This is a genomic window from Actinosynnema sp. NPDC004786 (assembly GCF_053601135.1).
Genome location: NZ_JBSGBG010000011.1, coordinates 1 through 25345, shown reverse-complemented (window position 1 = coordinate 25345; position 25345 = coordinate 1). Strand labels below are relative to the sequence as shown.

Sequence of the window (25345 nt, the reverse complement as noted above, 5' to 3'; positions counted from 1 at the left end):
GTCCGCGGAGGGATGGGACACGACGGCGACCACACCGCGCACCGGCCTGTCCGCGCACCGGCCGTCGGCACACCGGCCGTCCGTACACCGGCCGTCCGCGCACGGCTCGACGCGCTCGAACCTCCCCGCACCCCGTCCGCCCGCACCCCGTCCGCCCGCACCTCGTCCGCCCGCACGACGAGCCGCCCCAGGGCACGGACGCCCGCCGAACACCGTCCCGCCGAGTTGTCCACAGGCCGCCGCCCACCGCTCGGTTTTGTCGGTCGTGGCCGGCAGGATCAAAGCAGGGGTCCCCTGGGCGGGTACCCCTGCGGAGCCTGAGCGGCGGCCTCCGGTGAGCGTGGGCGGGTAGGCGCGAACGGCGGCAGCAGGCGAGCGTGAGCGGCGGCACGCGTCGGGCGTGGGCGGGGGAGCCGGGGTCAGGCGCGGACGTCCAGGCGACGCCTGCGGGCGATCTCGGCCAGCACCACGCCGGCGGCCACGGAGGCGTTCAGCGACTCCACGCCGGCCGCCATCGGGATGGACACGGTCTGGTCGCAGGTCTCCTTGACCAGCCGCGACAGCCCGCGCCCCTCCGAGCCCACCACGACCACCAGCGGGCCGGTGGCGAGGTCCAGGCCGTCCACGTCGACGTCGCCGTCCGCGTCCAGGCCGACCACCATCAGCCCCGCCTCGGCCCACTCCTTGAGCTGCCGGGTCAGGTTCGTCGCCACCGCGATCGGCATCCGCGCCGCCGTGCCCGCGCTGGTCCGCCACGCCACGGCGGTGATCCCCGCCGAACGCCGCTGCGGCAGCACGATCCCGTGCGCGCCGAACGCCGCCGCCGACCGCACCACCGCGCCCAGGTTGCGCGGGTCGGTCACGCCGTCCAACGCCACCAGCAACGGCGGCCGGCCGGACTGGTTCGCGATCCGCAGCAGCTCGCGCGGCTCGGCGTACTCGTACGGCGGCACCTGCAGGCCGAGGCCCTGGTGCACCGCGCCGCCGGTGATGCGGTCCAGCTCGCCGCGCTGCACCTCCAGCACGGAGATGCCCCGCGTGGCCGCCAGCTGCACCGCCTCGGCGACCCGGTCGTCCGCGTCGATGCCCAGCGCCACGTACAGCGCCGTCGCCGGGATCCCGGCCCGCAGGCACTCGACCACCGGGTTGCGCCCGGCCACGGTCTCCGGGCCGTTCTCGGCCGCCTTGCGCCGCTGCGCGCGGACCTGCTCGGCCTTCGCCGCCGCGGCCGCCCGCCGGTGCGCGGGGTGGTTCGGGCGGTCGACCGCCTTCGGCGTCGGGCCCTTGCCCTGCAGGCCCTTGGACTTCTGCCCGCCGGAACCGACGACCGCGCCCTTCTTGGAGCCCGGGTTGCGCATCGCGCCCCGGCGCTTGGAGTTACCAGCCACGAGCTCAGTCGTCCTTCAACGTCCACAACGGACCGTCGGGGGTGTCCTCGACGGCGATACCGGCCAGCAGGAGGTGATCGCGCAGCGCGTCCGCGCGCGCGAAATCCCGCTCCTTGCGGGCCCGCGACCGCTCCTCCAGCAGCCGCTCCACCAGCACGCCCAACGCGCGCCCACCCGCGCCGCCCGCGGCAGCGTCGTGCCACAGCGGCGACAGCGGGTCCAACCCGAGCAGGCCGGTCATCGCCCGCACCGACTCGGCGGCGGCCCGCGCGCCCAGGTCGTCCGCGGACTCCAGCGCCGTGTTGCCCTCGCGGACCCGCTTGTGGATCGCGGCCAACGCGCCGGGCGTGCCCATGTCGTCGTCCATCGACGCCACGAACGCGGGCGACAGCTCGCCCTCCGCGCCGATCGCCCCGGTCCGCTCCACCACGCGCCGCAGGAACGACTCGATCCGCCGGTAGGCGGACACGGACTCGCCCAACGCCTCGGGGGAGTACTCGATCGCCGACCGGTAGTGCGGCCCCACCAGGTAGTACCGCAGCTCGGGCGCGCGCACCCGCTCCAGCATCGCCGGGATCGACACCGTGTTGCCCAGCGACTTCGACATCTTCTCGCCGCTGAGGGTCACCCACGCGTTGTGCATCCAGTACCGGGCGAACCCGTCGCCCGCGGCCCGCGACTGCGCCTGCTCGTTCTCGTGGTGCGGGAAGATCAGGTCGATGCCGCCGCCGTGGATGTCGAACGTGCCGCCCAGGTACGCGGTCGCCATCGCCGAGCACTCCAGGTGCCAGCCCGGCCGGCCCGGACCCCACGGCGTCGGCCACGACGGCTCGCCCGGCTTCGCCGCCTTCCACAGCGTGAAGTCGCGCGGGTCGCGCTTGCCGGTCGCGGCGGACTCGCCCTGGTGCACCTCGTCGGGCTTCTGCCCGGACAACGCGCCGTACTCCGGGAACGACGTCACCGAGAAGTACACGTCGCCGTCGGCGGCGTACGCGTGGCCCTTCTCGACCAGCCGCTCCATCAGCTCGACCATCTGCGTGACGTGGCCCGTCGCGCGCGGCGAGTACGACGCGGGCAGGCAGCCCAGCGCGTCGTAGGCCTGGTCGAACGCGCGCTCGTGCCGGTACGCCCAGTCCCACCACTCGGCGCCGTGCTCGGCGGCCTTGGCCAGGATCTTGTCGTCGATGTCGGTGACGTTGCGCACCAGCGTCACGGTCGAGCCGTCACGGCCCAGCCAGCGGCGCAGCACGTCGAAGTTGAGGCCGCTGCGCACGTGGCCGATGTGCGGAACGCCCTGCACCGTGGCCCCACAGACGTAGATCGACGCCGTTCCGCTGACCTGCGGGACGAACTCCCGCATGGACCGGGTCGCGGTGTCGAAGAGGTGGAGGCTCACGTGAGAATGGTACGGGCGTTGACCACACGGGGTTGAATCGCCCGGTCAAATGTGCTTGCGGAGCACCTGCAGGAGCGCGTCCGGCCGGCTGCCCGTCGGCAGGGGCTCGACGATCTCGACCGCGCAGCCGATCGCCGCCGCGCCGCCGTCGGCCTCCGCGCTGTCGCCGATCATCAGCGCCTCGCTGGGGTGCACGCCCAGCCGGTCGCAGGCGATCCGGAAGATCTTCGGGTCCGGCTTGACGAAGCCCTCCCGGTAGGAGAGGACGTACTCGTCCACCCGCGTGTCCACGCCGTGACGTGCGAAGACGGCGCTGATGTCCCAGGCGATGTTGCTCACGACCGCGGTCGGCAGCTCGGTGCCCAGCGCCTGCGCCGTGTCCGGGTACGGCTGCCAGAACGGCGGGCTGCACAGGTCGGCGTAGAAGCGGGCCGGGTCCTTGGCCCCCGCCTTCGCGAGCACCGCGAGGTGCAGGTCGCGGTGGGCGACGGGGTCGAGGTCGCGGCGCTCCCACTGCTCGGGGTCGACGTCGAGCCCGTCCGCCACGCCGACCGGCGCGGTGAGCGCGCGCATCAGCGCGGCGTGCGCGGCGAGCGACTCGTGCTCCAAGCGGAACAGGGTGCCGGAGAAGTCGAACAGCACGGCGCGGATCGTCACGGAACCACGCTACGTGGTCCGGACCTCCGAGGTCTCGGGAAGCCGACGAACCGAGACCAGGCTCACCGCGACCCCCGCGCCCGGGAGCCGGGGCGGGATGTCGGGATGATGGGACCGCTGCGGCTAGGCGGCGTTGCCGGTGACCTTCTCCGGCGTCAGCCGCAGCACCACGCGGACGTGGCCGGGGGCGTCCGGCGGGAAGTCCCGGCCGTGGTACTTGTGGGCCAGGGCGTTGGTCACCGCGCGGCCGACGTCCTCGGTGATCGTCACGGTGCCGCGGATCTCCGCGTACCGCTCCTCGTCGTCGCTGCTCCACACGCTCACGCTGGCCCGCGGGTCGCGGGCGAGGTTGCGCGCCTTGGCGCGGTCGCGCAGCGTCGAGATCAGCAGGTCGTCGCCGTCGCGGGTCACCCACACCACCGATGTCTGCGGGCTGCCGTCCGGGTTCAGCGTGGCGAGCGCCGCGTAGTTCCGACCGTCGAGGAGAGCGCGGGTCGCCGCGCTGAGGGTGATCGACATGTGGTCAGGCTAGTGCCGCCGGCACGAGCAGCGCCGTGGCGACCGCGGCGATGCCCTCGCCGCGCCCGGTCAGCCCCAGGCCGTCGGTCGTCGTGCCGCTGACCGACACCGGGCCGCCGACCGCCTCGGACAGCACCCGCTGCGCCTCGTCCCGGCGCTTGCCGATCCGGGGCGCGTTGCCGATGACCTGCACGGCCGCGTTGCCGACCCGGTAGCCGGCCTCCTCGACCAGGCGTCGCGCCTCGGCCAGGAACTCGACGCCGTGCCGCCCGGACCAGCGCGGGTCGCTCGTGCCGAACACCGAGCCCAGGTCGCCCAGGCCGGCGGCGGACAGCAGCGCGTCGCACAGCGCGTGCGCGGCCACGTCGCCGTCCGAGTGGCCGGCGCAGCCGTCGACGCCGTCCCACCGCAGGCCGGCCAGCCAGCACTCCCGGCCGCGTTCCACCTGGTGGACGTCCGTGCCGATGCCCACCCTGGGGATCACTGCTCTCCTCCGCCGCCGACCAGCAGGGCCTCGGCCACCGCCAGGTCGAACCTCGTGGTGATCTTCATCGCGTCCGGGTGGCCGGGGACGGTGGCGACCGGCACGCCGAGCCGCTCCACCAGCCCCGCGTCGTCCGTCGCGCCCAGGCCGGCCCGGTGCGCGGCCTCGTGCGCGCGCAGCAGCACGGCGGCGTCGAAACCCTGGGGCGTCTGCACGATCCGCAGGGCCGCGCGGTCCGGTGTGGCGACCACCACACCGCCCGCGTCGACCTGCTTCACCGTGTCCGCGACCGGCAGCACCGGGATGACGGCCTCGTGACCTGCGGCGACGGCGTCCGCCACGGCCCGCACCACGGCCGGCGGGGTGAACGCGCGGGCCGCGTCGTGAACGAGCACGATCGAAGTGTCCGGAACCTCGCGCAGCGCGTACGTTAGGGCCAGGCGCACCGAGTCCGACCTCTCGGCGCCGCCCGGCACGACGTGAACCGCCCCGTCGGCCGGGGCCAACGGGGCGGTGACGGTTCTCACCACGTCCACATCGGACGCGGGTGCGGCGATCACCACGTGCCGCACGCGACCGGAGTCGAACAGGCCGCGCACCGCACGCACGAGCAGCGGAACGCCGTCGACCGGCACGAGCGCCTTGGGCATGCCGTAGCCCAACCGCTCACCCCGGCCCGCCGCGGGCACGAGCGCGACCACACCCATGTTCGCGGTTTCCGGATTTGTCGGGTGGAACGATCAGGACGCGGTGGCGAGGACCTCGTCGAGGAGGACCTCGGCCTTGTCCTCGTCCGTGCCCTCGGCCAGCGCCAGTTCGCTAACCAGTATCTGTCGAGCCTTCGCCAGCATCCGCTTCTCACCAGCGGACAGACCGCGATCCTTCTCGCGCCGCCAGAGGTCGCGCACCACTTCGGCCACCTTGTTCACGTCGCCGGACGCGAGCTTCTCGAGGTTGGCCTTGTACCGCCGGGACCAGTTGGTCGGCTCCTCGGTGTGGGGAGCACGCAAGACCTCGAAGACCTTGTCGAGACCCTCCTGGCCGACGACGTCGCGCACGCCCACGATCTCGGCGTTGTCGGCGGGGACGCGAACCGTGAGGTCGCCCTGGGCAACCTTGAGGACGAGGTACTTCTTCTCCTCGCCCTTGATCACACGGGTCTCGATTGCTTCGATGAGAGCGGCACCGTGGTGCGGGTAGACGACGGTCTCTCCGACCTTGAAAACCATGTGTCCTCTGCCCCTTTCGCTAACCCCATCCTAACACGTCGAGCAATCCCCTCTTCGGCGTCCGGAGATCGGTTCGCGCTGGTCAGGGCCGCGCAGGGGGTTGACAAATCACCCGGTCGCATGCAACGCCCGGGGTCGATCTTGCTCCACAGTGGACGTGCGCGGGACGGTCGCGGACCCCTCCGGGGCACCACGTGCCGCAGGTCCGGGCGCGCCCCGTTAGGCTCCTCCACCGGTGGTGGGACCCGTTACCACCGGGTACGACCCCGCCTCGTCAGCACACCGGGAAGGATCCGAGCAGCCGTGGATCGCGCACTCCAGAAGTCCACAGCGCCGCGCCGCCTGGCCGTCGTGGCCGCCCTGGCGACGGGCCTCGGCCTGGCCGCCGCAGGTTGCAGCGCCGGTCAGGTCACGCAGACGGACACCCAGGTGGCCGCCGTCAACGGGGCCAGCGGGCAGGTGGGCGACATCGCCGTCCGTGACGCGCAGTTCCTGTTCCCGGTCGCGCACGGGTCCTACGAGCAGGGCGACTCCGCGCCGATCGTGGTGGTGATCGCGAACAACGGCGCCGACGTGGACACGCTGGTGGGCGTGACCAGCGAGGCGTCCGCGCCCGCCGAGATCACCGGCGACACCCGGCTGGAGCCCGGCTCGTCCGTGGTGAGCGGCGCGGACCAGGACGACGCGGGCAGCCACCAGACCACGACGAGCCGGCCGACGTCGTCTTCGTCGCCTTCGGACTCGCACGCGACGGCGACCACGACCACCACGCCGTCCGGCTCGGCCGCGACGACCACGACCACGACCACGACGGGGTCGTCGGCGTCCGGTTCGACGACGCCGACCTCCGGCGACAACACGTCCATCTCGAACCCGCCCACGACGCGGACGAAGCTGCCGTCGTCCGTGGACCCGACCGAGCCCGGCGTGGTGAAGATCGTGCTGAAGGGCCTGACCAAGCCGCTGCGGCCCGGTGAGACGATCCGGGTCACGTTCCTGTTCGAGAAGGCGGGCGAGGTCACCCTCCAGCTGCCGATCGGCGCGAGCCCCGAGCCGCGCCCGGACGGCTCCTCGGAGCACTGAACCACCTGATCGTTCCCGCAGGGGTCCCCGTTCCGGGGGCCCCTGCGGTCGTTCGCGGCCGGGGGAGTCACGGCCGGTCCCCGCGCGGCGACCCGGAGGCGTGAAACCGGTCACGGCCGGGGAGTCGTCGCTCCCGCGAGAGACGCCGGGCCGTGCGCCGCCGGGATTCCGGGCTGTGCCCCGGCCGGGATTCCGGGTGGTGCACCGCGAGGACGCCGGGGCCGTGCGCGCCGCCGGGCCGCCGGGCCGTGCGCCACAGCGCCGCCGGGCCGTGCGTCGCCGGGTCGCGGTCGGTGTCGGTGCCGACGGATAGCCTCCGGGGCGTGGCGAAGACAGCACGGGTGGCCAGGCCGACGTACCGCTGCGCCGAGTGCGGGCACGAGGTGGCCAAGTGGGTCGGGCGGTGCCCGGAGTGCCAGGCGTGGGGCACGGTGGAGGAGCGGGGCGCCTCCGCCGCGCCGCGGTTCCTCGCTGGCACGCCGAGCAGCGAGGCGCGCCCCATCGCGCAGGTGGACATCGAGTCCGCGCGCGCCGTCTCGACCGGGGTGTTGGAGCTGGACCGGGTGCTCGGCGGCGGGCTGGTGCCGGGGGCCGTGGTGCTGCTCGCGGGCGAGCCGGGGGTCGGCAAGTCGACCCTGCTGCTGGAGGTCGCGCACCAGTGGGCGCTGTCGGTCGGCCGCTGCCTCTACGTGACCGGCGAGGAGTCGGCGGGCCAGGTGCGGCTGCGGGCCGACCGCACCGGCAACCTGCACGACGAGATCTACCTGGCCGCGGAGAGCGACATCTCCGCCGTCCTCGGCCAGGTGGACGCGGTCAAGCCGAGCATGCTGATCGTGGACTCCGTGCAGACCATGTCGTCGCCCGCGGTCGACGGCGCGCCCGGCGGGGTCAGCCAGGTGCGCGCGGTCACGGCCGGCCTCATCGCGGTCGCCAAGGAGCGCGGGCTGCCCGTCGTGCTGGTCGGCCACGTGACCAAGGAGGGCTCGGTCGCCGGGCCGCGGGTGCTGGAGCACCTGGTGGACGTGGTGCTGCAGTTCGAGGGCGACCGCCACTCGACGCTGCGGCTGCTGCGCGGGGTGAAGAACCGGTTCGGCCCGGCCGACGAGGTCGGCTGCTTCGAGCTGCGCGACGACGGCATCGCGGGCGTGCCGGACCCGTCCGGCCTGTTCCTGCACCGCCGCGACCAGGCGGTGTCCGGCACCGCCGTCACGGTCGTCGTGGAGGGCAAGCGGCCCATGCTGGGCGAGGTGCAGGCGCTGGTCGCGCCGACCGCGCTGCCCGCGCCGCGGCGCGCGGTGAGCGGTCTGGACTCGGCCCGGCTGGCCATGGTCCTCGCCGTGCTGGAGAAGCGCGGCCGGGTGGCGCTCGGCAACAAGGACGTCTTCACCGCCACGGTCGGCGGCATGCGGCTCGTCGAGCCCGCGGTGGACCTGGCGGTGGCGCTGGCGGTCGCCTCGGCGGCGGGCGACCTGCCCCTGCCGCACGACCTGGTGGTGGTCGGCGAGGTGGGCCTGTCCGGCGAGCTGCGCCGGGTCAACGGCGTCGGCCGCCGGCTCACCGAGGCCGCCCGGCTCGGCTTCACCAAGGCCCTGGTGCCGCCGGACGCCGGGCCGCTGCCGCAGGGCACGCGGGCGCTCGTCGCGCACGACCTGTACGAGGCCCTGAACCTGCTGAAGCTGAAGAAGTAGCCGACGGCGCCCGACCGCGTGGCCGGGCGCCGTCGTGCCACGCCTACCGGCCGGCCGCCAGGAGCTGGGCGCAGCGGATCAGGCCCAGGTGGCTGTACGCCTGCGGGTGGTTGCCCAGGGAGCGCTCCGCGATCGGGTCGTACTCCTCGGGCAGCAGGCCGGTCGGCCCGGCCGCGTCCACCATCTGCGCGAACAGCTCCTCGGCCTCGGTGCGCCGCCCGGTGAGCAGGTACGCCTCGATCATCCAGGCCGCGCACAGGTGGAAGCCGCCCTCGTCGCCGGGCAGGCCGTCGTCGCGCCGGTACCGGTACACGGTGGACCCGGACCGCAGCTCGGCCTCGATCGCGGTCACCGTGGCCTGGAACCGGTCGTCCGTCGGGTCGATCAGGCCCGACAGGCCGACGTGCAGCGACGCCGCGTCGAGGTCGTCGCCGTCGTACGCGGTGGTGAACGACTGCGCCTCCTCGCTCCACCCGTGCTTGAGCACGTCATTGGCGATGGTGTCGCGCAGCACCGGCCACGACGGGTCGATGTCGCGCCCGTACGCCTCGGCCAGCTTCACCGCCCGGTCGAGCGTCACCCAGCACATGACCTTCGAGTACACGTGGTGACGAGGGGCGTGCCGCTCCTCCCAGATGCCGTGGTCGGGCTCGTGCCAGCGGCGGGCGACCGCCTCGGCCATCGCCTGCACCATCAGCCAGTCCTTGTCGGTCAGCGAGCCGCGCGCGGCGGCGAGCTGCACGACGAGGTCCACCACGGGGCCGAACACGTCGAGCTGCACCTGCTGGTTGGCGAGGTTGCCGACGCGCACCGGCCGCGAGCCGGCGTACCCGGGCAGCGTGTCGATGACCGCCTCGGCGCCCAGCATGGTGCCCTGGAGCGTGTAGAGCGGGTGCAGCCGCTCCGGGCCGGGCAGGGTCGACAGCACCCCGTGCACCCAGCCGAGGAACGCCTCCGCCTCGCCCAGCGAGCCGACCGACACCAGGGCCTGGGCGGTCAGGGCCGCGTCGCGCAGCCAGCAGTACCGGTAGTCCCAGTTCCGGATGCCGCCCAGCTCCTCGGGCAGCGAGGTGGTGGCCGCGGCCATGATCGCGCCGGTGTCGTGGTGCACCAGGCCCTTCAGCGTCAACGCCGACCGCAGCACCAGGTCGGACTCGACCGGCGGCAGCTTCAGCGTCGCCGCCCAGTCCGACCAGAACGCGCCGGCCCGCGCGCGCCGCTCCGGCTCGCCCAGGGTGGCCTCGGACAGGTCGTCCGTGCCGCAGCGCAGCTCCAGCAGGATCGGCGCGCCCTCGCGCGGGCGCACGACCGCCGTCGCGGTCTCCTGGATGCCGTCGGACGTGATCTGCCAGTCGACGCCGGGCGAGCGCAGCACCATCGGGTCCGAGGTGCCGACGACCCGCAGGCCGTCGCGCTCGCGCAGCAGCCGCACCGGCACCTGGCCGAACTCCGGCCGCGGCGCGAACGTGATCACCGCGTTGGTGGAGCCGGAGATGCGCCGCACCAGGTCGGTGCGGTGCGAGGCCAGGTCGTGGTCCAGGTAGTCCGTGACCAGCAGGCGCGACCAGCGGGTCTCCACGATCATCGTGCCGGGCACGTACCGCTGGCCCAGGGGCAGCGAGCCGTGCTCGGGCTTGATCGAGAAGTGGCCCGCGGACGGCCCGCCGAGCAGGTCGGCGAACACCGCCGCCGAGTCCGGTTCCGGGTGGCACAGCCAGTTGACCCGGGCGTCCGGGGTCAGCAGCGCCACGGACCGCTCGTTGGCGAGCATGGTCAGCCGCTCGATCGGCACGGCCTGGTCGCCGTGCAGCCACGCGCGCCGCTCCTCCAGCAGGAACGCGAGCACGGTGGCCACGTCGAGCGTGTCGGAGACGGAGTACTGGGCCAGCGACTCGCCGTCGCCGACCTTGATGCCGACGTCCGGCCCGCTCAGCCGGGCAAACGCTTTCTCGTCGGTCACGTCGTCACCGACGAAGACGGCCGCGGTCGCCGACGCGCGGTGCCGCAGGACGTCGAGGGCGTGGCCCTTGTCGGTCTGCACCACGGCCAGCTCGATCACGGCCTTGCCCTCGGTGACCTGCACGCCGTCCCAGGTGGCCGGTCCGGTGCGCACGGCGTCCAGCACCCGCTCCCCCACGGCGGGGTCCGCGCGGCGCACGTGCACCGCGATGCTCGCGGGCTTCACCTCGAGGCCAACGCCGTCGTGACCGGCGACGATGCCCTCCAACTCGGTTTCCAGGCGGCGGTGGAGCTGCTTGGCGTCGGCGTCCAGCGCGTGGACGAAGCCGACGTCGAACTCCGATCCGTGGGAACCCACCAGGTGCACCTCGGACGGCAGGCGCGACAGCGTCGCCAGGTCGCGCAGCGCGCGCCCGGAGATCACCGCCGTCGTCGTCTCGTGCAGACCGGCCAGGGAGCGCAGGGCGCCCACCGACTCGGGCAGCGGGCGGGCGTCCTCTGGGTTGGCCACGATCGGAGCCAATGTCCCGTCGTAGTCGCAGGCGACCAGCAGGCGCGGTGTGCGTGCCAACTGCACGATCGCACGACGAAGTTCGGCGGGGAGGGCCTCGGCGGTCAACGCCCCTCCTCAATGCTCGGTGGGACAGGGTGGGTATTCTCGTCTGAACTGATTCAGATCGTGGACTGCGCGCCCAAGGCATCAAGGAACGATCGAGCCCAGCGGTCGACGTCGTGCGTGAGGACTTGGCGGCGCAGCGCGCGCATCCTACGGCGGCCTTCCGCCGGATCCACCGTGAGGGCGGCTTCCAACGCGTTCTTCACGCCGTCCAGATCGTGGGGGTTGACGAGGAACGCGCTCGTGAGCTCGGCCGCCGCGCCGGCGAACTCGGAGAGCACCAGCGCGCCGCCGAGGTCGTAGCGCGTGGCGACGTACTCCTTGCAGACGAGGTTCATGCCGTCACGCACCGGAGTCACCACCATGACGTCCGCCGCCGACATGAACGCGGTCAACTCCCGCCGGTTGACCGATTGGTGCAGGTAGTGGACCACGGGGTGGCCCACGGTGGAGAACTCGCCGTTGATCCGGCCGACCGCCTGCTCGATCTCGCCGCGCATCTGCTTGTAGTGCTCGACGCGCTCGCGGCTGGGCGTGGCGAGCTGGACCATGGTCACGTCGGCGGGGTCGACCCGGCCGTCGGCGAGCAGTTCGTGCAGCGCGCGCAGCCGCACGTCGATGCCCTTGGTGTAGTCCAGGCGGTCCACGCCGAGCAGGATCTTCTTCGGGTTCCCGAGGTCTTCGCGAATTTGCCGGGCGTGTTTCTGGACCTCTTTGTCGCGCGCCAGCGCGTCCAGTCCCGCGGAATCGATGGAAATCGGGAATGCCCCTACCCGCACAGTGCGGTCACCGACCTGCACGACACCGGGCCGGGTCCGCACGCCGACCGCGCCGCGGCTCGGCTCCAGGCCCACCAGGCGGCGGGCCAGCCACAGGAAGTTCTGCGCGCCGCCGGGCCGGTGGAAGCCGACCAGGTCCGCGCCGAGCAGCCCGCGGATGATCTCCGTGCGCCACGGCAGCTGCATGAACAGCTCCACCGGCGGGAACGGGATGTGCAGGAAGAAGCCGATGCGCAGGTCCGGGCGCAGCTCGCGCAGCATCGCCGGCACGAGCTGGAGCTGGTAGTCCTGCACCCACACGGTCGCGCCCTGGGCGGCGACCTTCGCCGTCACGTCGGCGAACCGCTGGTTGACCCGCACGTAGGCGTTCCACCACCGCCGGTGGAACGCGGGCGGCGCGACCACGTCGTGGTAGAGCGGCCACAGCGTGCCGTTGGAGAAGCCCTCGTAGTAGTCGGCGACCTCGGTGGCGCTCAACGTCACCGGGTGCAGTTGCAGGCCGTCCTCCTCGAACGCGTCCACCTCGGCGTCCGGGATGCCGGGCCAGCCGATCCACGCGCCGCTGTGCGTGCGCAGGAACGGTTCCAGGGCGCTCACCAGGCCGCCGGGGCTGTGCTTCCAGCGCTGCGTGCCGTCCGGCAGGCGCTCCAGGTCAACCGGTAGGCGGTTGGCCACGACCAGGAAGTCCGCGCCGTTCTCGCCAATGCTGCTCACCGGGTAGCGCCTCCTAAGGGATTCGTCTCGCCCACCGTCGAGGTTAGTGGGAAACCGCAGGTTGGATGCCCTGTCGTCAGGCCCGTCACACTGTGTTGACTTGACGAAAGACCGTCAGGTGGGCGATCTCACCTGGAAACGCGGTGTTCAGCACCTCAGCGGCGGGAACGGGCCGCCAACCGGCGGAGACCGGTGCGGACCGGTCGCCCCAGATGTTCACCCAGGACGACGCCGCTCGCCAGCGCGAGGGCCGTGCCGGCGGCCAGCGCGAGGGTCGAGATGCCCGTCGCGTCCGCCTCGGCGGTGAGCTGGTAGAGGCCGCGGTAGATGGTCCAGCCCGGCAGCAGCGGCACCATGCCCGCCACCGCCACGAGCAGCGGCGGCGTCTTCAGCCGGCGGGAGACGACCGTGCCGCCGAAGCCGACCAGGGTGGCGGCCGCGGCGGCGGCCGTGACGGTGTTGACGCCGACCAGCGTGAGCAGGCCGAACGTGCTCGCGCCGAGCGCGCCCGCGGCGGCCGCCATGGGCAGCGTGCGCGGCGGCGCGTAGTTGGCCAGGGCGAAGAACGCGGACGTGGCCGCGCCGGCCAGGAGCTGCACCGGCACGTCGGAGATCAGCGGCGGCAGCGGCTCGGTGATGGTCGTCCGCACGCCGAACTGCACGCCCGCCCGCAGGGTGAGCGCGACCCCCGCGATGAGCCCCGCGGTGAGCAGCGCGACCTCCACCGTGCGGCCGGCGGCGGTGACGTTGTAGCCGGTGATGGCGTCCTGGACGGTGCCGACCAGGGACAGCCCGGACAGCAGCACCACGATGCCGGTCGCCACGAGCAGGGACGGCCGCAGGGACGGGGCCGCGCCGGTCGCGTACATCACCATCGCCACCGTGGTCGCCAGCGCGCCGCCCACCACCTGCTGGAAGAAGAACGGCAGCTCGCGCCGGTTGAGCAGCCGGCCGACGCGGTCGATCAGCGCGGTCACCGCCGCGGCCGTGCCGGCCAGCAGCGGGCCGCCGCCGACCAGGAACGCCACCGCGCCCGCCATGCCCGCCCACGCGAGCGTGGCGACCCACCGGGGGTACGGGTGGCCGGCGCGGCTGATCCGGTCGATCTCGGCGGACGCATCCGCGGCGGTGATCCGCTTGTCCACGATCCGCCGGATCAGGTCCTCCACCGCCGCGAGCCGGGTGTAGTCCACGCCCCGGTTGCGCACCACGCGCATGGACGTGACCGGGGCGGCCTCCGTGCCGCGGTGGCAGGTCACGGTGACCGACGTGTAGATGACGTCCACCTCGGTGTGCGGCAGGCCGTACGCGGCCGCGACCGACAGGATGGTGGCCGTCACGTCGGCCGCGCCCGCGCCGCCCGCCATCTGCGCCTCGCCGACGCGCAGCGCCAGGTCGAGTACCAGGTGGACGGTGGAGTCGTCCGGAAGGGACGGTCCCTCGACCGGTCGGGCCGGCCCGGTGTCCCGCGACCGCCGGCGCCACAGCCGCACCCGGCGTCACCTCCTTCGCTCGTGCCCGCCACGCCCGACCGTGCCACACCCGTAGCTGTGGTATGCGCCACCCTCGTAAGGGGTACCTTGACCAGGTGATTCGATCACTGTGCGTTCATCACTGTTGATGGCGCTGGCCAGCGGTTATACGGGTTCCCGACGCCACCCGGACGGTACCCGCGACCTCCGGACGGACCAACGCCGGCCCACCGTGAGCAGACCGTTCGCCGCAGGTAGCACCCCGTGCGGGCGCTTACGATGTTCCCGGCCTCCGGGCCACGCCGGTGTAGCTCAATTGGCAGAGCACTCGCCTTGTAAGCGAAAGGTTGCGGGTTCAAGTCCCGCCACCGGCTCCGAGTGGGACGGTCCCGACCGGGAAGACCCTGGTCAGGCCGCAGGTTCAAGATCATATACCGCCGGCGCGCCCGATGCCGCGCCGACCGGCGGCCCGACCCCCGCGACCACTCCGGCGTCACGGACCCCGCCCACGCCCGCCGCCGGGCCGCGAGCCGTCCCGCAGGCCACCCCCGCCCGGGGCCGCCGGGCCGAACCGCGACCGCCGAACCGGGCCGTCGCGCCGTGCCGCGTGCCGCCGTGCGGCGTGTCAGGGTGAGCGCATGGCCTACCTACCCGACGCCTCGCGGTACGACCGGATGACCTACCGACGGTGCGGGCGCAGCGGACTCAAGCTGCCCGCCGTGTCACTCGGGCTGTGGCACAACTTCGGCGACGACCGGCCCTACGAGACGGGCCGGGCGATCGTGCGCCGGGCGTTCGACCTCGGCATCACGCACTTCGACCTGGCCAACAACTACGGCCCGCCCTACGGCTCGGCGGAGGTCAACTTCGGCCGGATGGTGGCCGACGACCTGCGCCCCCACCGCGACGAGCTGGTGATCTCCACCAAGGCGGGCTACGACATGTGGCCCGGCCCCTACGGCGAGTGGGGCTCCCGCAAGTACCTGCTGTCCTCACTGGACCAGTCGCTGTCCCGGCTCGGCCTGGACTACGTCGACATCTTCTACTCGCACCGGTTCGACCCCGAGACGCCGCTGGAGGAGACGGTCGGCGCGCTGGTCAGCGCCGTGCAGCAGGGCAAGGCCCTCTACGTGGGCATCTCGTCCTACTCGGCCGGCAAGACCCGCGAGGCGGCCGAGCTGCTGCGCTCGGCGGGCGTGCCGCTGCTCATCCACCAGCCCTCCTACTCGATGCTCAACCGGTGGATCGAGGAGGACCTGCTGGACGCGCTGGGCGAGCTGGGCGTCGGCTGCATCGCGTTCTCGCCGCTGGCGCAGGGCATGCTGACCGACAAGTACCTGGACGGCGTGCCCGAGGGCTCCCGCGCCACGCAGGGCAAGTCGCTGTCCGGTGACCTGCTCAGCGAGGCCAACCTCGCGCACGTGCGCGCCCTGAACGAGATCGCGGCCGGCCGCGGGCAGTCGTTGGCGCAGCTCGCGCTGACCTGGGCGTTGCGCGACGAGCGGGTCACCTCGGTGCTCATCGGCGCGAGCAGCGTGGCGCAGCTGGAGGCCAACGTGGCCGCGCTGGACGGCCCGCCGCTCACCGACGACGAGCTGGAGCGGATCGACGTGCACGCGGTCGACTCCGGCATCGACCTGTGGGCGGAGTCATCGAGCGCCCGCTGAAGCGGCGGCCCTGATCGCGAGCAGCAGCGGCAGCGAACCGTCGTCGCGGACCCTCTCCGGCACGCACGCCAGGAGGTCCGCGCCGGCGGCGAGCCGCCGTCCCGCCGCCGCCAGGTCGAACGGCACGACCAGCACGGGCGAGCTGTAGAGGCGTTCCGCGCCCTTCGCACGGCGTCCCCGTACGTCCGCGCTGCTCACCGTGAGCGCGGTGACGCCGAAGAACTCCGGCTTCGCGCCCCGTTCCATCCAGCGGGCGAAACCGACCACGCGGGTCGAGCCGATCTCCTCGGCGCGCAGGCCGGTCTCCTCGCGCAACTCGCGCTCCATGCCGGCGCGCACGGACGCGTGCAGCGTGCCGGCGAGGTCGCGGGGCTCCAGCGTCCCGCTGCCGGACGGCGCGAGCAGCAGCGGGCTGGCGGTGTTCCGCTGCGACTGGACGACGAGCACGAGGTGGTCGTCGGTGGTCGTCGCGATCGTGGAGATGCCGACCAGGTCGGCCAGTTCGCTGCCCGCGAGCGGCCGCACCCGGCCCTCCGGGTCGGTGAGCAGCCTTCGGCGCGGGTCGAACTCCTCGCCGGACGCGCGGTCCACGATCCGCAGCGAGCACAGCTCGTTCGAGCACTCGCCGTCGAAGAACCGGGCGTGGCGCAGCCGCACCGGCCCCGTGCCCGCGGGCTCGTCGAGCAGCCCGACGACCCGGCCGTTGAACAGCGTCCGCCCGCGAGCCCGGAGCGGCAGCACGTGCGGGGCGGTGGCCCGCAGGAACGGCGGCAGCCGGTACGGCTCCTCCAGCACCTCGACCGGGCGGTCCGCGCCGCGCACGGCCTCGTCCAGCTCGTCGCTGACCAGCGCCGTGCCGCGGCCGGGCACCGCGAGGTACCGGGCATCCGGGTAGCGGGCGGGCGGCGGCACCTCGGCGTGCGGGAACGGGGCGGCGATCACCGAGAACTCGTGGGCCGACCAGCGGGCACGCGTCAGCCGCACGTCCCGGGCGAAGGTCGTGACGCCGAGGACCAGCGCGACGACCGACAGCACCACCCCGAACGAGCTGGGCAGCACGGTCACCGCGCCCAGGAGCACGCCCACGCCCGCGACCAGCACCGGCCACTCCCGCGCGCCGATGAACGCCGCGTAGTCCAGCCTCGCCCGCACCCGCCGCAGCAGCCCGCCCACGGTCGGACAGGCTATAGAGGTCGATCGCCCCGGCGGGTCAGCGCGGCAGGCGGACCGTGAAGGCGGTGGACCCGGGCCCGCCGGTCAGCTCCACCGCGCCGCCGTGCGCGGCGACCAGCGAGTCCACCACCGCGAGCCCCAGGCCGCTGCCGCCGCGGTCGCGGGTGCGGGAGTCGTCCACCCGGTAGAAGCGGTCGAAGACGCGGGGCCGGTCGGCCGGTGGGATGCCCGGCCCCGCGTCCTCGACCCGCAGCACGGCCGACCCGTCCTCCGCGGACACCGACAGCGACACCGCCGTGCCCGCCGGCGTGTGCCGGGCCGCGTTGGCGAGCAGGTTGTCCACCACCTGCCGCAGCCGCAGCGGGTCGAACACCAGCCGCACCGGCCCGTCCGGCACGGACAGCGCCAGCGGGTGGGTCGGGTGGGCGGCGCGGAAGGCGTCCGCCGCCTCCCGCGCCACCGCCGCCAGGTCGCCCTCGGCCAACCGCAACGGCGTCTCGACCTCCGCCGAGTCCAGCCGGGCGAGCAGCAGCAGGTCGTCCAGCAGCACGCTCATCCGCGCCGCCTCCGACCGCAGCTTCTCCAGGTGCGCCTCGCGTTCCCCGGGCGCGTTCGCCGCCGCGTACCGGAACAGGTCCGCGTAGCCCCGGATCGACGTCAACGGCGTGCGCAGCTCGTGCGACGCGTCCGCGATGAACCGCCGCAACCGCTGCTCGGCGGCCGCGCGGGCGGCCAGCGACGTGTCGATGTGGTCGAGCATCGTGTTGAACGCCGTGCGCAGCTCCTCGACCTCCGCGCCGCCGTCGCCGCCCTCCGCGCGCACCGGCAGCCGGGCCGAGTCGGTCAGGTCGTGCGACGCGATGTCGTGCGCGGTGCGGGCCATGTCGCTCAACGGCTTCAGCCCGCGCCGCAGCACGGCCCGCCCGATCACCACGAACGCCACCAGGGCCAGCAGGAACGCGGCCACCTCCACCAGCACGAGCCGCCGCACCGTGGTGGTGATGTCGTTCATCGGCGCGGCGCTGACCAGCACCACCCCGTCGGACACCGGGCAGCCGCGCAGCCGGTACGTGCCGTCGCCGCGCAGGTGCTCGGTGCGGTAGACCGGGTCCTGGCCCCGGACGTCCAGCGCCACCGCGGTCAGCTCGTGGTCGTCGTCGGGCAGGTCCTCGCCGTTGCGCGGGACCGCCTCGCCGCCGCGCACGTCGTAGACGACCGAGAACCAGCCGTACGCCTTGCCCTTGATCGTGCCGTTCCGGGCGAGGTCCTTCTTCAGCGAGGACTGCGTGGTCGCCATCTGGTCGTCCAGCCGGTGCGCCAGGTAGTCCTGCATGCTGCGCGCCATCACCGTGCCGACGACCGCGAACACCGCGAGCGCCAGCGCGCCCAGGCCCAGCGCGAGGCGCGTGCCGAGGCGCAGCCGGCGGGTCACTCCGCGGCCCGGCGCAGCGCGTAGCCCACGCCGCGCACGGTGTGGATCAGCGGCGCGCCGCCGTCGTGCAGCTTGCGCCGCAGGTGCGAGACGACCAGCTCGACCACGTTGGACCGGCCGCCGAAGTCGTACTCCCACACGTGGTCGAGGATCTGGGCCTTGGTCAGCACGGCGGGCGAGCGGCGCATCAGGTAGCGCAGCAGCTCGTACTCGGTCGGCGTGAGGGGCACGAGCCGGCCGCCGCGCCGGACCTCGCGGGTGTCCTCGTCCAGGGCGAGGTCGGCCACCTCGAGCACGGACCGCTTCCACGCGGGCCCGGTGGAGCGCCGCAGCACGGCCCGCAGCCGGGCCATCAGCTCCTCCACCGAGAACGGCTTGACCAGGTAGTCGTCGCCGCCGCGGGTCAGGCCCGCGACCCGGTCGGCGGTGCCGTCGCGGGCGGTCAGGAACACCACCGGCACCATCGCCCCGGACGACCGGAGCCGGTCCAGCACGGTGAAGCCGTCCAGGTCGGGCAGCATCAGGTCGAGCACCACGATGTCGGGGCGGAGGTCGGCGGCGGTCCGCAACGCGGCCTCGCCGCTGCCCGCGGTCACCGCCTGCCAGCCCTCGTACCGTGCCACCGTCGCGACGAGGTCCGCGATGTGCGGCTCGTCGTCCACCACGAGCAGTCGAACCGGGGTGCCCTTGTCCACCCGCCCATGGTGCGACACCCCCGCGCGGCGGGCGAAGCGCTCGGCCGGGCGGCGTGACGATCAACAGCTCGCCGACAGGTTCGCGACCGGGAGCGGACCGGCGCGGTGCGCCGCGCCCGGCTGCGGTAGACAGTGGTGGGTGACCGGCTCACCTGCCACACCACCGCGGGGTTTCCGGGCGTTGCTGGGGGAGACGAGGTGGCGGGCGCTGCTCGACCGGGGCGTGGCGCGCGTGCACCCGCCCGGCTCGTGGCTGCTGCGCCAGGGCGACCCGGGCACGACCGTGCTGGCGCTCGTGTCCGGCCGCGTGAAGGTGCTCGGCGCGGAGCCGGACGGCGGGCAGCTGCTGATCACCCTGCGCGGTCCGGGCGACCTGCTCGGCGAGATCGCGGTCCGGTCGGCGGGTCCGCGCACCGCGTCCGTGCGCGCGGTCGACCGCTGCGCCACGCGGGTGCTCCCGGCGGCGGCCTTCGACGCGTTCCTGGACGAGCACCGCGCGCACGGCGCGCTCACCGACTACGTCGTGTCGAAGCTGTCCCAGGCCGTGCCCTACCAGGTCCAGCTGGTGCACTTCCCGCCGGAACGCCGGATCGCCCGCCTGCTGCTGGAGATCGTGTCGCTCGCCGACGACGGCAGCCCGCGCGTGCCGTTCTCGCAGCGGGAGGTGGCCGACGCGCTGGGCCTGGCCCGCAGCACGGTCGCGCTGCACCTCCAGCGGCTGAAGGAGGGGGGCGCGCTGCGGCCCGGCCCGCGGCTGGTGATCGCCGACCCGGACGCGCTGAAGCGGCACGCCGGGGTGTGACACGCGCCACAGCCGAAGTGTCCGGCGGCGGACACCCCGGCGGCCGCCGAAGCGGGAGCCTGCCGGTCGCGGGGGTCGAGCGACGACCAGGGGGGAACGACCGGTCGCGGGGCACGGCGTCGCCACGGTCACCGGAGCCGGGACCGTCGCCGGCGTCCCCCTGCGCGGTCGCCGGCCCGCGCCCGCCGACCGACCGGGGGAGGACCGCCGATGACCGAGGGCACGACCGGAGCCGCGATCGCGGTGTGGGTGATCGCGCTCGTGATGCTCGCGCTCGTCGCCGCGGCGGCCGTCGCCCGGCGCCGGCGGGCGTGGTCGCGGGCCGGGACCCGGCGGCAGGAGGAGCGCGAGCCCGTGCCGCCCGCGCCGGAGTGGCGGGCGCTGCCGCCGGTCAGCCTGCCGAGCGCGCTGCCCGACCGCCGGTTCACGTTCGCCTGCACGGTGCACTGGCGGCCGCACCCCGACGCCGCCGGCCACGCCGCGCCCGGCGCCGTGGCCGTGGACGCCGTGGTGCAGCGCGCGCTGCGGTTCACCGTCCGTCGCCACCCGGGGGACGCCGACGCGACGCAGGCGTTGGCCGACCTCCTGGCCCGACGGGAGGACGACCCGGGACGGCACGTGGTGGCCTGGGCGACGGACGTGCGGCTGGAACCCGCACCGGCGGACCTCCGCGAGCGGCGGCGCGCGTGGGACGAGGAGGCCGCCGCCGAACGCGCGGTCCGCGCCCACCTCGGGCGGGACGTGCCGACCCCGGGCGGCGTGGTGGTGTGGTGGTTCGCCCACAACGCCGGGCAGGCGCGCGACCTGATCGGCACGCCCGCCCGGCTCACGGCGGCGGGCGACCGGGAGGTGGACGAGGGACTGCGGCGTCGGCTGGCCTCCGGCGCGCCGCTGTCGCCGTTCACCGTCGGCGGGGCCGCCGCCGACGCCCCCTTCGAACCCGAGGACCACCCGTTGTCCGGCCGCGACGTCGCGGACCTGCTGGAGCGGTACGACGCCCCGGACCGCGCCGAACGCACGCGTGAGCGGTACGGCGTGGACGACCGGGACGACGACCCGCCGGAGCCGGCGGACGACGACGACCGGCCGTCCTGACGGACAAGGGGTGGGCCGGCTGTGACCACTCACACGCGCTCTGCTACGGTTCCGCCACGGGTTTTCCCGCTCCACGGCCAGGTCAGCCGGGTTCCGCGCTCGGGGCGTGTTCCTGCGCAGACCGCGTGGAGAGCCGGCCTCGGTCGCACGCTTTCGGGAACGTGCGTGCCGAGGCCGGCTTCATGCGTACTGGCTGTAGTCGAACTCGTGGCCGACCACGGAGCGGCCCAGGTCCGCGCCCAGGCGGGTGAGCAGGTCCACCAGTTCGAGGTTCGCCAGCCAGTCCCTCGGCAACGCCTCCGTGCCGTGCAGCGCGCCCAGGATGTTCCCGGTCAGCGCGGCCGTCGCGTCGCTGCCGCCGGAGTGGTTGGCCGCCGCGCGCACCGCGTCCACGAACTGCGACCGCTTCGGGTACACGAGCACCGTGTGCACGGCGATCGCCAGCGCCTCCGGCCCCGTCCAGCCGCTGCCCAGCCGGTCGACCCGCACCGACTCGAAGCCGAGCGCCCGGTGCTCGTCGGCGAACACGACCGCCCGGTTCAGCGTGTTCGCGGTGTACGGGTCGTCGCGCAGCACGCGCCCGATGACCTGGTCCACCGCCTCGCGCACGGGTCGGCCGCGCACCGCCAGCAAATGGATGAGCAGCGCGAACGCGCCACCGGACACCCACCCGCCGGTGCCGCCGTGGGTCAGCGCGGCGAACCGGCAGCCCAGGTCGTAGGCGATCTCCGCGCTCGGCGCGAACCCGGCCGGCGCGGTGCGCGTGACGCCGTTGCAGCCCGACGACTCGTTGTGCGGCTGCTCGGGCGTCGGCGGCGTGTCGGCGGCCAGCGCGCGCAGGCACGTCAGGCCCGGCGACCGGCTGGAGTACAGCCGCTCGTCGCCCACGAGCCCGACCGCGCCCGGCTCCGGCGCGGCGACCTGCTGGGTGGTCAGCCAGCGCCGGTAGCTCTGCCAGACGACCTCGATCGGGTCCCACTCGCCGGTGTTCCGACCGCGCACCCAGGCGCGCAGGTAGCCGTCGGCGGTGAACAGGGTGAGCTGGGTGTCGTCGGTGACCAGCGCGGGGCGCGGCGGCTCCAGCACGCCCTCCGGGCCGTGGTCCCGCTGGATGTCGGCCCACCCGAGGTACTGGACGGGCGCGCCGAGGGCGTCGCCCAGCGCGCCGCCCAACAGGCAGGCGGCCCCACGGTCGACCACGTTCATCGGCTCGCGCGGCACTCGCCCTCCTGCACTCGCCCAGAACTCGGCCGGGACGTCCGGGGCCAAAACCCTAGCCGCCGGACGCCCGTCCGGTCATGGCAGCACGACTAGTTGAGCAAGCAACATTTACTCACAGGTATCCAACGGGGCCTCCGACGCACCTGATCCAGTGACCGAGCCAGAAGCACACCAGGCGGGGGAGGGGCATGGCTGACCGGAGCAAGAGCGGGCTGGAGTTCGGCGTCCTCGGACCGTTGCAGGTGCTCGCGGACGGCCGACAGCTCGTCATCGGCCGCAAGGGGATGCGCGGCCTGCTCGCGATGCTCGTGCTGGAGGCCAACCGGGTCGTGCCGATCGACGAGATCGTGGACAGCCTGTGGGGCGACGACCCGCCGGCCACGGCCAGGACGATCGTGCACGGCTACGTGTCGCGGCTGCGGCGGATGCTGGAGGAGGCCGACCCGGCCGGCTCCGCCCGGATACTGACCACCCCGCCCGGCTACCAGCTCTCGGTCGACCCGTGGCGGCTGGACTTCCACCGGGCCAGGCAGCTGGTGTCGAGCGCCCGCGGCAAGCCCGCGCCGATCCGGGCCCAGCTGCTGCGCGAGTCCCTCGGCCTGTGGCGCGGCCAGGTGCTCGCGGACGTGCCGGGCGACCCGGTCACCACCGACCTGGAGGAGCTGCGGCTCGCCGCGCTCGAGGAGCGCATCGAGGCCGAGCTGGAGCTGGGCCGCCACCTGGAGCTGGTGGGGGAGCTGCGCCAGCTGGTGAACGAGTACCCGTTCCGGGAACGGCTCGTGGGCCACATGATGCGCGCCCTGTACCGGTCGGGCCGGCGCGCCGACGCGCTGGAGGCCTACCAGCGCTTCCACCGCCGGGTCGTGGACGAGCTGGGCATCGACCCCGGCCCCGGCCTGCGCGTCCTGCACGAGCAGGTGCTGCGCGACGACCCGGCGCTCAGCTCGCCGGACCCGGCCGAGCCGGCGCTCGTGCCGCCGCGCCCCGGCGTGGTCGTGCCGGCCCAGCTGCCCGCCGCGGCCAGCGGGTTCATCGGCCGCGACGAGGAGCTGGGCTGGTTGGACCGCCTGTGCGACGGCCGCGACCTGTCCGCCACCACCATCGCGGTGGTCAACGGCGCGGCGGGCATCGGCAAGAGCGAGCTCGCCGTCACGTGGGGGCACCGGCGGGCCGAGCAGTTCCCCGACGGCCTGCTGTTCGCGTCCCTGAACGGCTTCGCGCCCGACCGCGACCCGGTCGAGCCGGCCGAGGTGCTGTCCCGGTTCCTGCTGGCGCTGGGCGTGCCCGCCGACGGCGTCCCGCGCGACCTGGACGACCGGGTCGGCCTCTACCGGTCGGTGCTCGCCAAGCGCCGCGTCCTGGTCGTGCTGGACGACGCCTGGGACCCCGAGCACGTCCGCCTGCTGCTCCCGCCCGGCGCGGGCTCCGTGGTCCTGGTGACCAGCCGCCGCCGCCTGGAGTCCCTGGTGGTCAGCAACGGCGCGCGGATGCTCACCCTCGACACGCTGTCCGACGAGGAAGCGATCCGCCTGGTCGACGAGGTCGTCGGCAAACCGCTGTCGGACCAGGAGCCGGCCGCCGTCCGGATGCTCGTGGAACTGTGCGGCAACCTCCCGCTGGCCCTGCGCATCGCCGCCGCCAAGCTCGTGTTCAGTCCCGAGTGGACGGTCGAGGCCCTGGTCGCGCAACTGTCCGACGACGACTCCCGGTTGCGCACCCTGGACCTGGCCGACACCGGCGTCGGCGTCGAGCGGGCGCTCGCCGTGTCCTACCGCAACCTCCCGCCCGAACTGGCCGAGACCTTCCGCGCCGCCGGCCTGGTGCCGGGCCGCTGGGTGAGCCCGCACAGCATCGCCGCCGTCTGCGACATCGACCTCGGCACGGCCGCCGCCCGGCTCGCCGACCTCGCCGACGCCCACCTGCTGGTGGAGCAGTGGCGGGGCGGGTTCGTCCTGCACGACCTCGTCCGCCTCTACGCGCGCGGGGTCGTGACCGACCGCGAGCGCGGCCTGCGCCGCCTGATGGACCACTACCTGTGCGCCTGCGACCACGCCCGGCGGCTGATCCGGCCGGCGTCCGACGGCCTCGACTTCACCGGGGAGGTCGCCGGCGCGCGCCCCGCCACGTCCGCCCAGGCCCTGTCCTGGTTCGACAAGGAGTGGTCCAACCTCATCGCCCTCGTGCACGCGGGCTCCGAGGCCGGGCTGCACGAGCAGGTCTGGCAACTGGTCCGCCTCGTGCACACCTACTGCGTGACCAGGCTCGTGAGCCGCGAGTGGCGGCCGATGGCCGAGTTCGGCCTGGCGTCGGCCCGCGTCATCGGCGACCGTCGCGGCGAGATGCTCGTGCTGAACGCCATGCACGACATCAACAACCGGGCCGGCGCCCTGCGCGGCACCCTCGACCAGGCCGAGCTGGCCCACCGCATCGCGGTCGAGCTGGGCGAACCCCGCTACCTGGTCATGACCCTCGACCAACTCGCCCTGGCGCTCGTCGCCGAGGGACGGGTGGAGGAAGCCCTGGGCCACCACCGGGAAGCCGTCGAACTGGCCCGCCGGGACGGTGACGCGCTCGGCGAGGCCACGGTCCTCAACAACCTCGCCCAGGTCGAGCAACGTCTCGGGCAGCGGGAACGCGCGGCCCGGCACCAGTTCCTCGCGATGGAGATCTACCACCGCAACGGCGACGAACGCGCCTACGCGGTCGCGCTGAACAACCTGGCCGAGCTGTACGCCGAACTGGGCCTGTTACCGGAAGCCGAGGAACACGCCCGCCAGGGCGTCGAACTGGCCCACGGCGGCTCGATGCAGTTCGAGGAGGCGTTCGGCCGCCAAGTGCTCGGATCGGTCCTGGTCAAACGGGGCGAACGCGTTGCCGCGCAAGCCGAGCTGGCGGAATCGCTTCGGCTGTTCGAACGCCTCGGCTCACCCCGGGCGATGTTGGTCCGAACGGCTCTTGAAGCCTTGACCTCCCGGGTTTAGCCGCTGTTTAGCTCAACCGCACGAAGTCGTGGGAACTTGGAAGCGCGCTGATCACACGAGTCGGGATCGGCGCCGGGTGGCTCTTGGTGGGGGGAACCAGGGGGGAAAGCCACCCAACCCGCTGGGCCGGCGTTCGGGGGAGAGCGCCGGCCCAGCGCGGCATTCCCGGCAAGCAGCCACATCGCACAACCCGCCCACAACGGACCCGCCACACCACCACCGAGGCTCGATTTGACATGGGTTCGGGTGCCTTAGGCTGGACGAAGCCGGCAGGCCTGGCGGGACGCTCTTCCCC

At 73.9% G+C, this 25345-nt stretch carries 20 protein-coding genes and 1 tRNA gene; 7 read left to right on the top strand and 14 right to left on the bottom strand.

Annotated elements, in window-relative coordinates:
- Positions 1-419 precede the first annotated feature (419 nt).
- The 7 genes from rlmB to ACWEFJ_RS11740 form a co-directional block, all read right to left on the bottom strand.
- Complete coding sequence (rlmB, locus tag ACWEFJ_RS11770; protein ID WP_378089022.1) at positions 420-1388, bottom strand: 23S rRNA (guanosine(2251)-2'-O)-methyltransferase RlmB; 969 nt, start codon at positions 1386-1388, stop codon at positions 420-422.
- Positions 1389-1392: 4 nt separating this feature from the next.
- A complete protein-coding gene (gene cysS, locus ACWEFJ_RS11765) occupies positions 1393-2784 on the bottom strand; it encodes a cysteine--tRNA ligase (protein WP_378089020.1) in 1392 nt (463 codons plus the stop codon).
- Between the two features lie 45 nt (positions 2785-2829).
- Positions 2830-3441, bottom strand: a complete 612-nt coding sequence (locus ACWEFJ_RS11760) for an HAD family hydrolase (protein ID WP_378089018.1) — start codon at positions 3439-3441, stop codon at positions 2830-2832.
- Between the two features lie 123 nt (positions 3442-3564).
- On the bottom strand, positions 3565-3960 hold the full coding sequence (locus tag ACWEFJ_RS11755; protein ID WP_378089016.1) for a PPOX class F420-dependent oxidoreductase: 396 nt from the start codon (positions 3958-3960) through the stop codon (positions 3565-3567).
- Positions 3961-3964: 4 nt separating this feature from the next.
- Positions 3965-4444 (bottom strand): 2-C-methyl-D-erythritol 2,4-cyclodiphosphate synthase, encoded by a 480-nt coding sequence (gene ispF / locus ACWEFJ_RS11750; protein WP_378089014.1) that lies wholly within the window; start codon positions 4442-4444, stop codon positions 3965-3967.
- On the bottom strand, positions 4441-5151 hold the full coding sequence (gene ispD, locus ACWEFJ_RS11745) for a 2-C-methyl-D-erythritol 4-phosphate cytidylyltransferase (protein ID WP_378089012.1): 711 nt from the start codon (positions 5149-5151) through the stop codon (positions 4441-4443). The genes ispF and ispD overlap by 4 nt, the downstream gene beginning before the upstream one ends.
- A 33-nt stretch (positions 5152-5184) precedes the next feature.
- Positions 5185-5673 (bottom strand): CarD family transcriptional regulator, encoded by a 489-nt coding sequence (locus tag ACWEFJ_RS11740; RefSeq protein WP_012782996.1) that lies wholly within the window; start codon positions 5671-5673, stop codon positions 5185-5187.
- Positions 5674-5976: 303 nt separating this feature from the next.
- On the opposite strand from ACWEFJ_RS11740, the gene ACWEFJ_RS11735 reads away from it, so the two are divergent.
- Both ACWEFJ_RS11735 and radA read left to right on the top strand, forming a co-directional pair.
- On the top strand, positions 5977-6756 hold the full coding sequence (locus ACWEFJ_RS11735) for a hypothetical protein (protein WP_449713744.1): 780 nt from the start codon (positions 5977-5979) through the stop codon (positions 6754-6756).
- 323 nt (positions 6757-7079) lie between these two features.
- A complete protein-coding gene (gene radA / locus ACWEFJ_RS11730; protein ID WP_378089008.1) occupies positions 7080-8444 on the top strand; it encodes a DNA repair protein RadA in 1365 nt (454 codons plus the stop codon).
- A 43-nt stretch (positions 8445-8487) separates the two neighbouring features.
- Here the strand turns inward: radA and otsB are convergent, their stop codons facing one another.
- The 3 genes from otsB to ACWEFJ_RS11715 form a co-directional block, all read right to left on the bottom strand.
- A complete protein-coding gene (gene otsB, locus ACWEFJ_RS11725; protein WP_378089006.1) occupies positions 8488-11022 on the bottom strand; it encodes a trehalose-phosphatase in 2535 nt (844 codons plus the stop codon).
- A gap of 53 nt (positions 11023-11075) precedes the next feature.
- Complete coding sequence (locus tag ACWEFJ_RS11720; RefSeq protein WP_378089004.1) at positions 11076-12512, bottom strand: alpha,alpha-trehalose-phosphate synthase (UDP-forming); 1437 nt, start codon at positions 12510-12512, stop codon at positions 11076-11078.
- Between the two features lie 155 nt (positions 12513-12667).
- Entirely contained in the window at positions 12668-14005 is a 1338-nt protein-coding gene (locus ACWEFJ_RS11715) for a threonine/serine exporter family protein (RefSeq protein ID WP_378089002.1), read from the bottom strand.
- 280 nt (positions 14006-14285) lie between these two features.
- On the opposite strand from ACWEFJ_RS11715, the gene ACWEFJ_RS11710 reads away from it, so the two are divergent.
- A tRNA-Thr gene (locus tag ACWEFJ_RS11710) sits at positions 14286-14358 on the top strand.
- Positions 14359-14622: 264 nt separating this feature from the next.
- Positions 14623-15651 (top strand): L-glyceraldehyde 3-phosphate reductase, encoded by a 1029-nt coding sequence (gene mgrA, locus ACWEFJ_RS11705; RefSeq protein ID WP_378089000.1) that lies wholly within the window; start codon positions 14623-14625, stop codon positions 15649-15651.
- Here the strand turns inward: mgrA and ACWEFJ_RS11700 are convergent.
- The 3 genes from ACWEFJ_RS11700 to ACWEFJ_RS11690 are packed head-to-tail and all read right to left on the bottom strand — an operon-like array spanning position 15634 to position 18951.
- Positions 15634-16824 carry a hypothetical protein gene (locus ACWEFJ_RS11700; RefSeq protein ID WP_378088998.1) on the bottom strand — a complete coding sequence of 397 codons (1191 nt, stop codon included), beginning with the start codon at positions 16822-16824 and terminating at the stop codon, positions 15634-15636. The genes mgrA and ACWEFJ_RS11700 overlap by 18 nt on opposite strands.
- A 37-nt stretch (positions 16825-16861) precedes the next feature.
- Complete coding sequence (locus ACWEFJ_RS11695; protein WP_449713743.1) at positions 16862-18256, bottom strand: sensor histidine kinase; 1395 nt, start codon at positions 18254-18256, stop codon at positions 16862-16864.
- The gene (locus ACWEFJ_RS11690) at positions 18253-18951 is read right to left on the bottom strand and encodes a response regulator transcription factor (RefSeq protein ID WP_449713742.1); all 699 of its coding nucleotides are present in this window, start codon (positions 18949-18951) and stop codon (positions 18253-18255) included. Before ACWEFJ_RS11690 ends, ACWEFJ_RS11695 begins: the two co-directional genes overlap by 4 nt.
- Positions 18952-19090: 139 nt before the next feature.
- Here ACWEFJ_RS11690 and ACWEFJ_RS11685 point away from each other — a divergent pair, with 139 nt between their 5' ends.
- On the top strand, positions 19091-19753 hold the full coding sequence (locus ACWEFJ_RS11685; protein WP_378088991.1) for a Crp/Fnr family transcriptional regulator: 663 nt from the start codon (positions 19091-19093) through the stop codon (positions 19751-19753).
- A 210-nt stretch (positions 19754-19963) separates the two neighbouring features.
- Positions 19964-20848, top strand: a complete 885-nt coding sequence (locus tag ACWEFJ_RS11680) for a hypothetical protein (RefSeq protein WP_449713741.1) — start codon at positions 19964-19966, stop codon at positions 20846-20848.
- A 180-nt stretch (positions 20849-21028) separates the two neighbouring features.
- Here ACWEFJ_RS11680 and ACWEFJ_RS11675 read toward each other — a convergent pair whose 3' ends face one another.
- A complete protein-coding gene (locus ACWEFJ_RS11675) occupies positions 21029-22069 on the bottom strand; it encodes an ADP-ribosylglycohydrolase family protein (protein ID WP_378088986.1) in 1041 nt (346 codons plus the stop codon).
- 188 nt (positions 22070-22257) lie between these two features.
- Here ACWEFJ_RS11675 and ACWEFJ_RS11670 point away from each other — a divergent pair, with 188 nt between their 5' ends.
- Positions 22258-25050 (top strand): BTAD domain-containing putative transcriptional regulator, encoded by a 2793-nt coding sequence (locus ACWEFJ_RS11670; RefSeq protein ID WP_449713740.1) that lies wholly within the window; start codon positions 22258-22260, stop codon positions 25048-25050.
- Positions 25051-25345 lie beyond the last annotated feature (295 nt).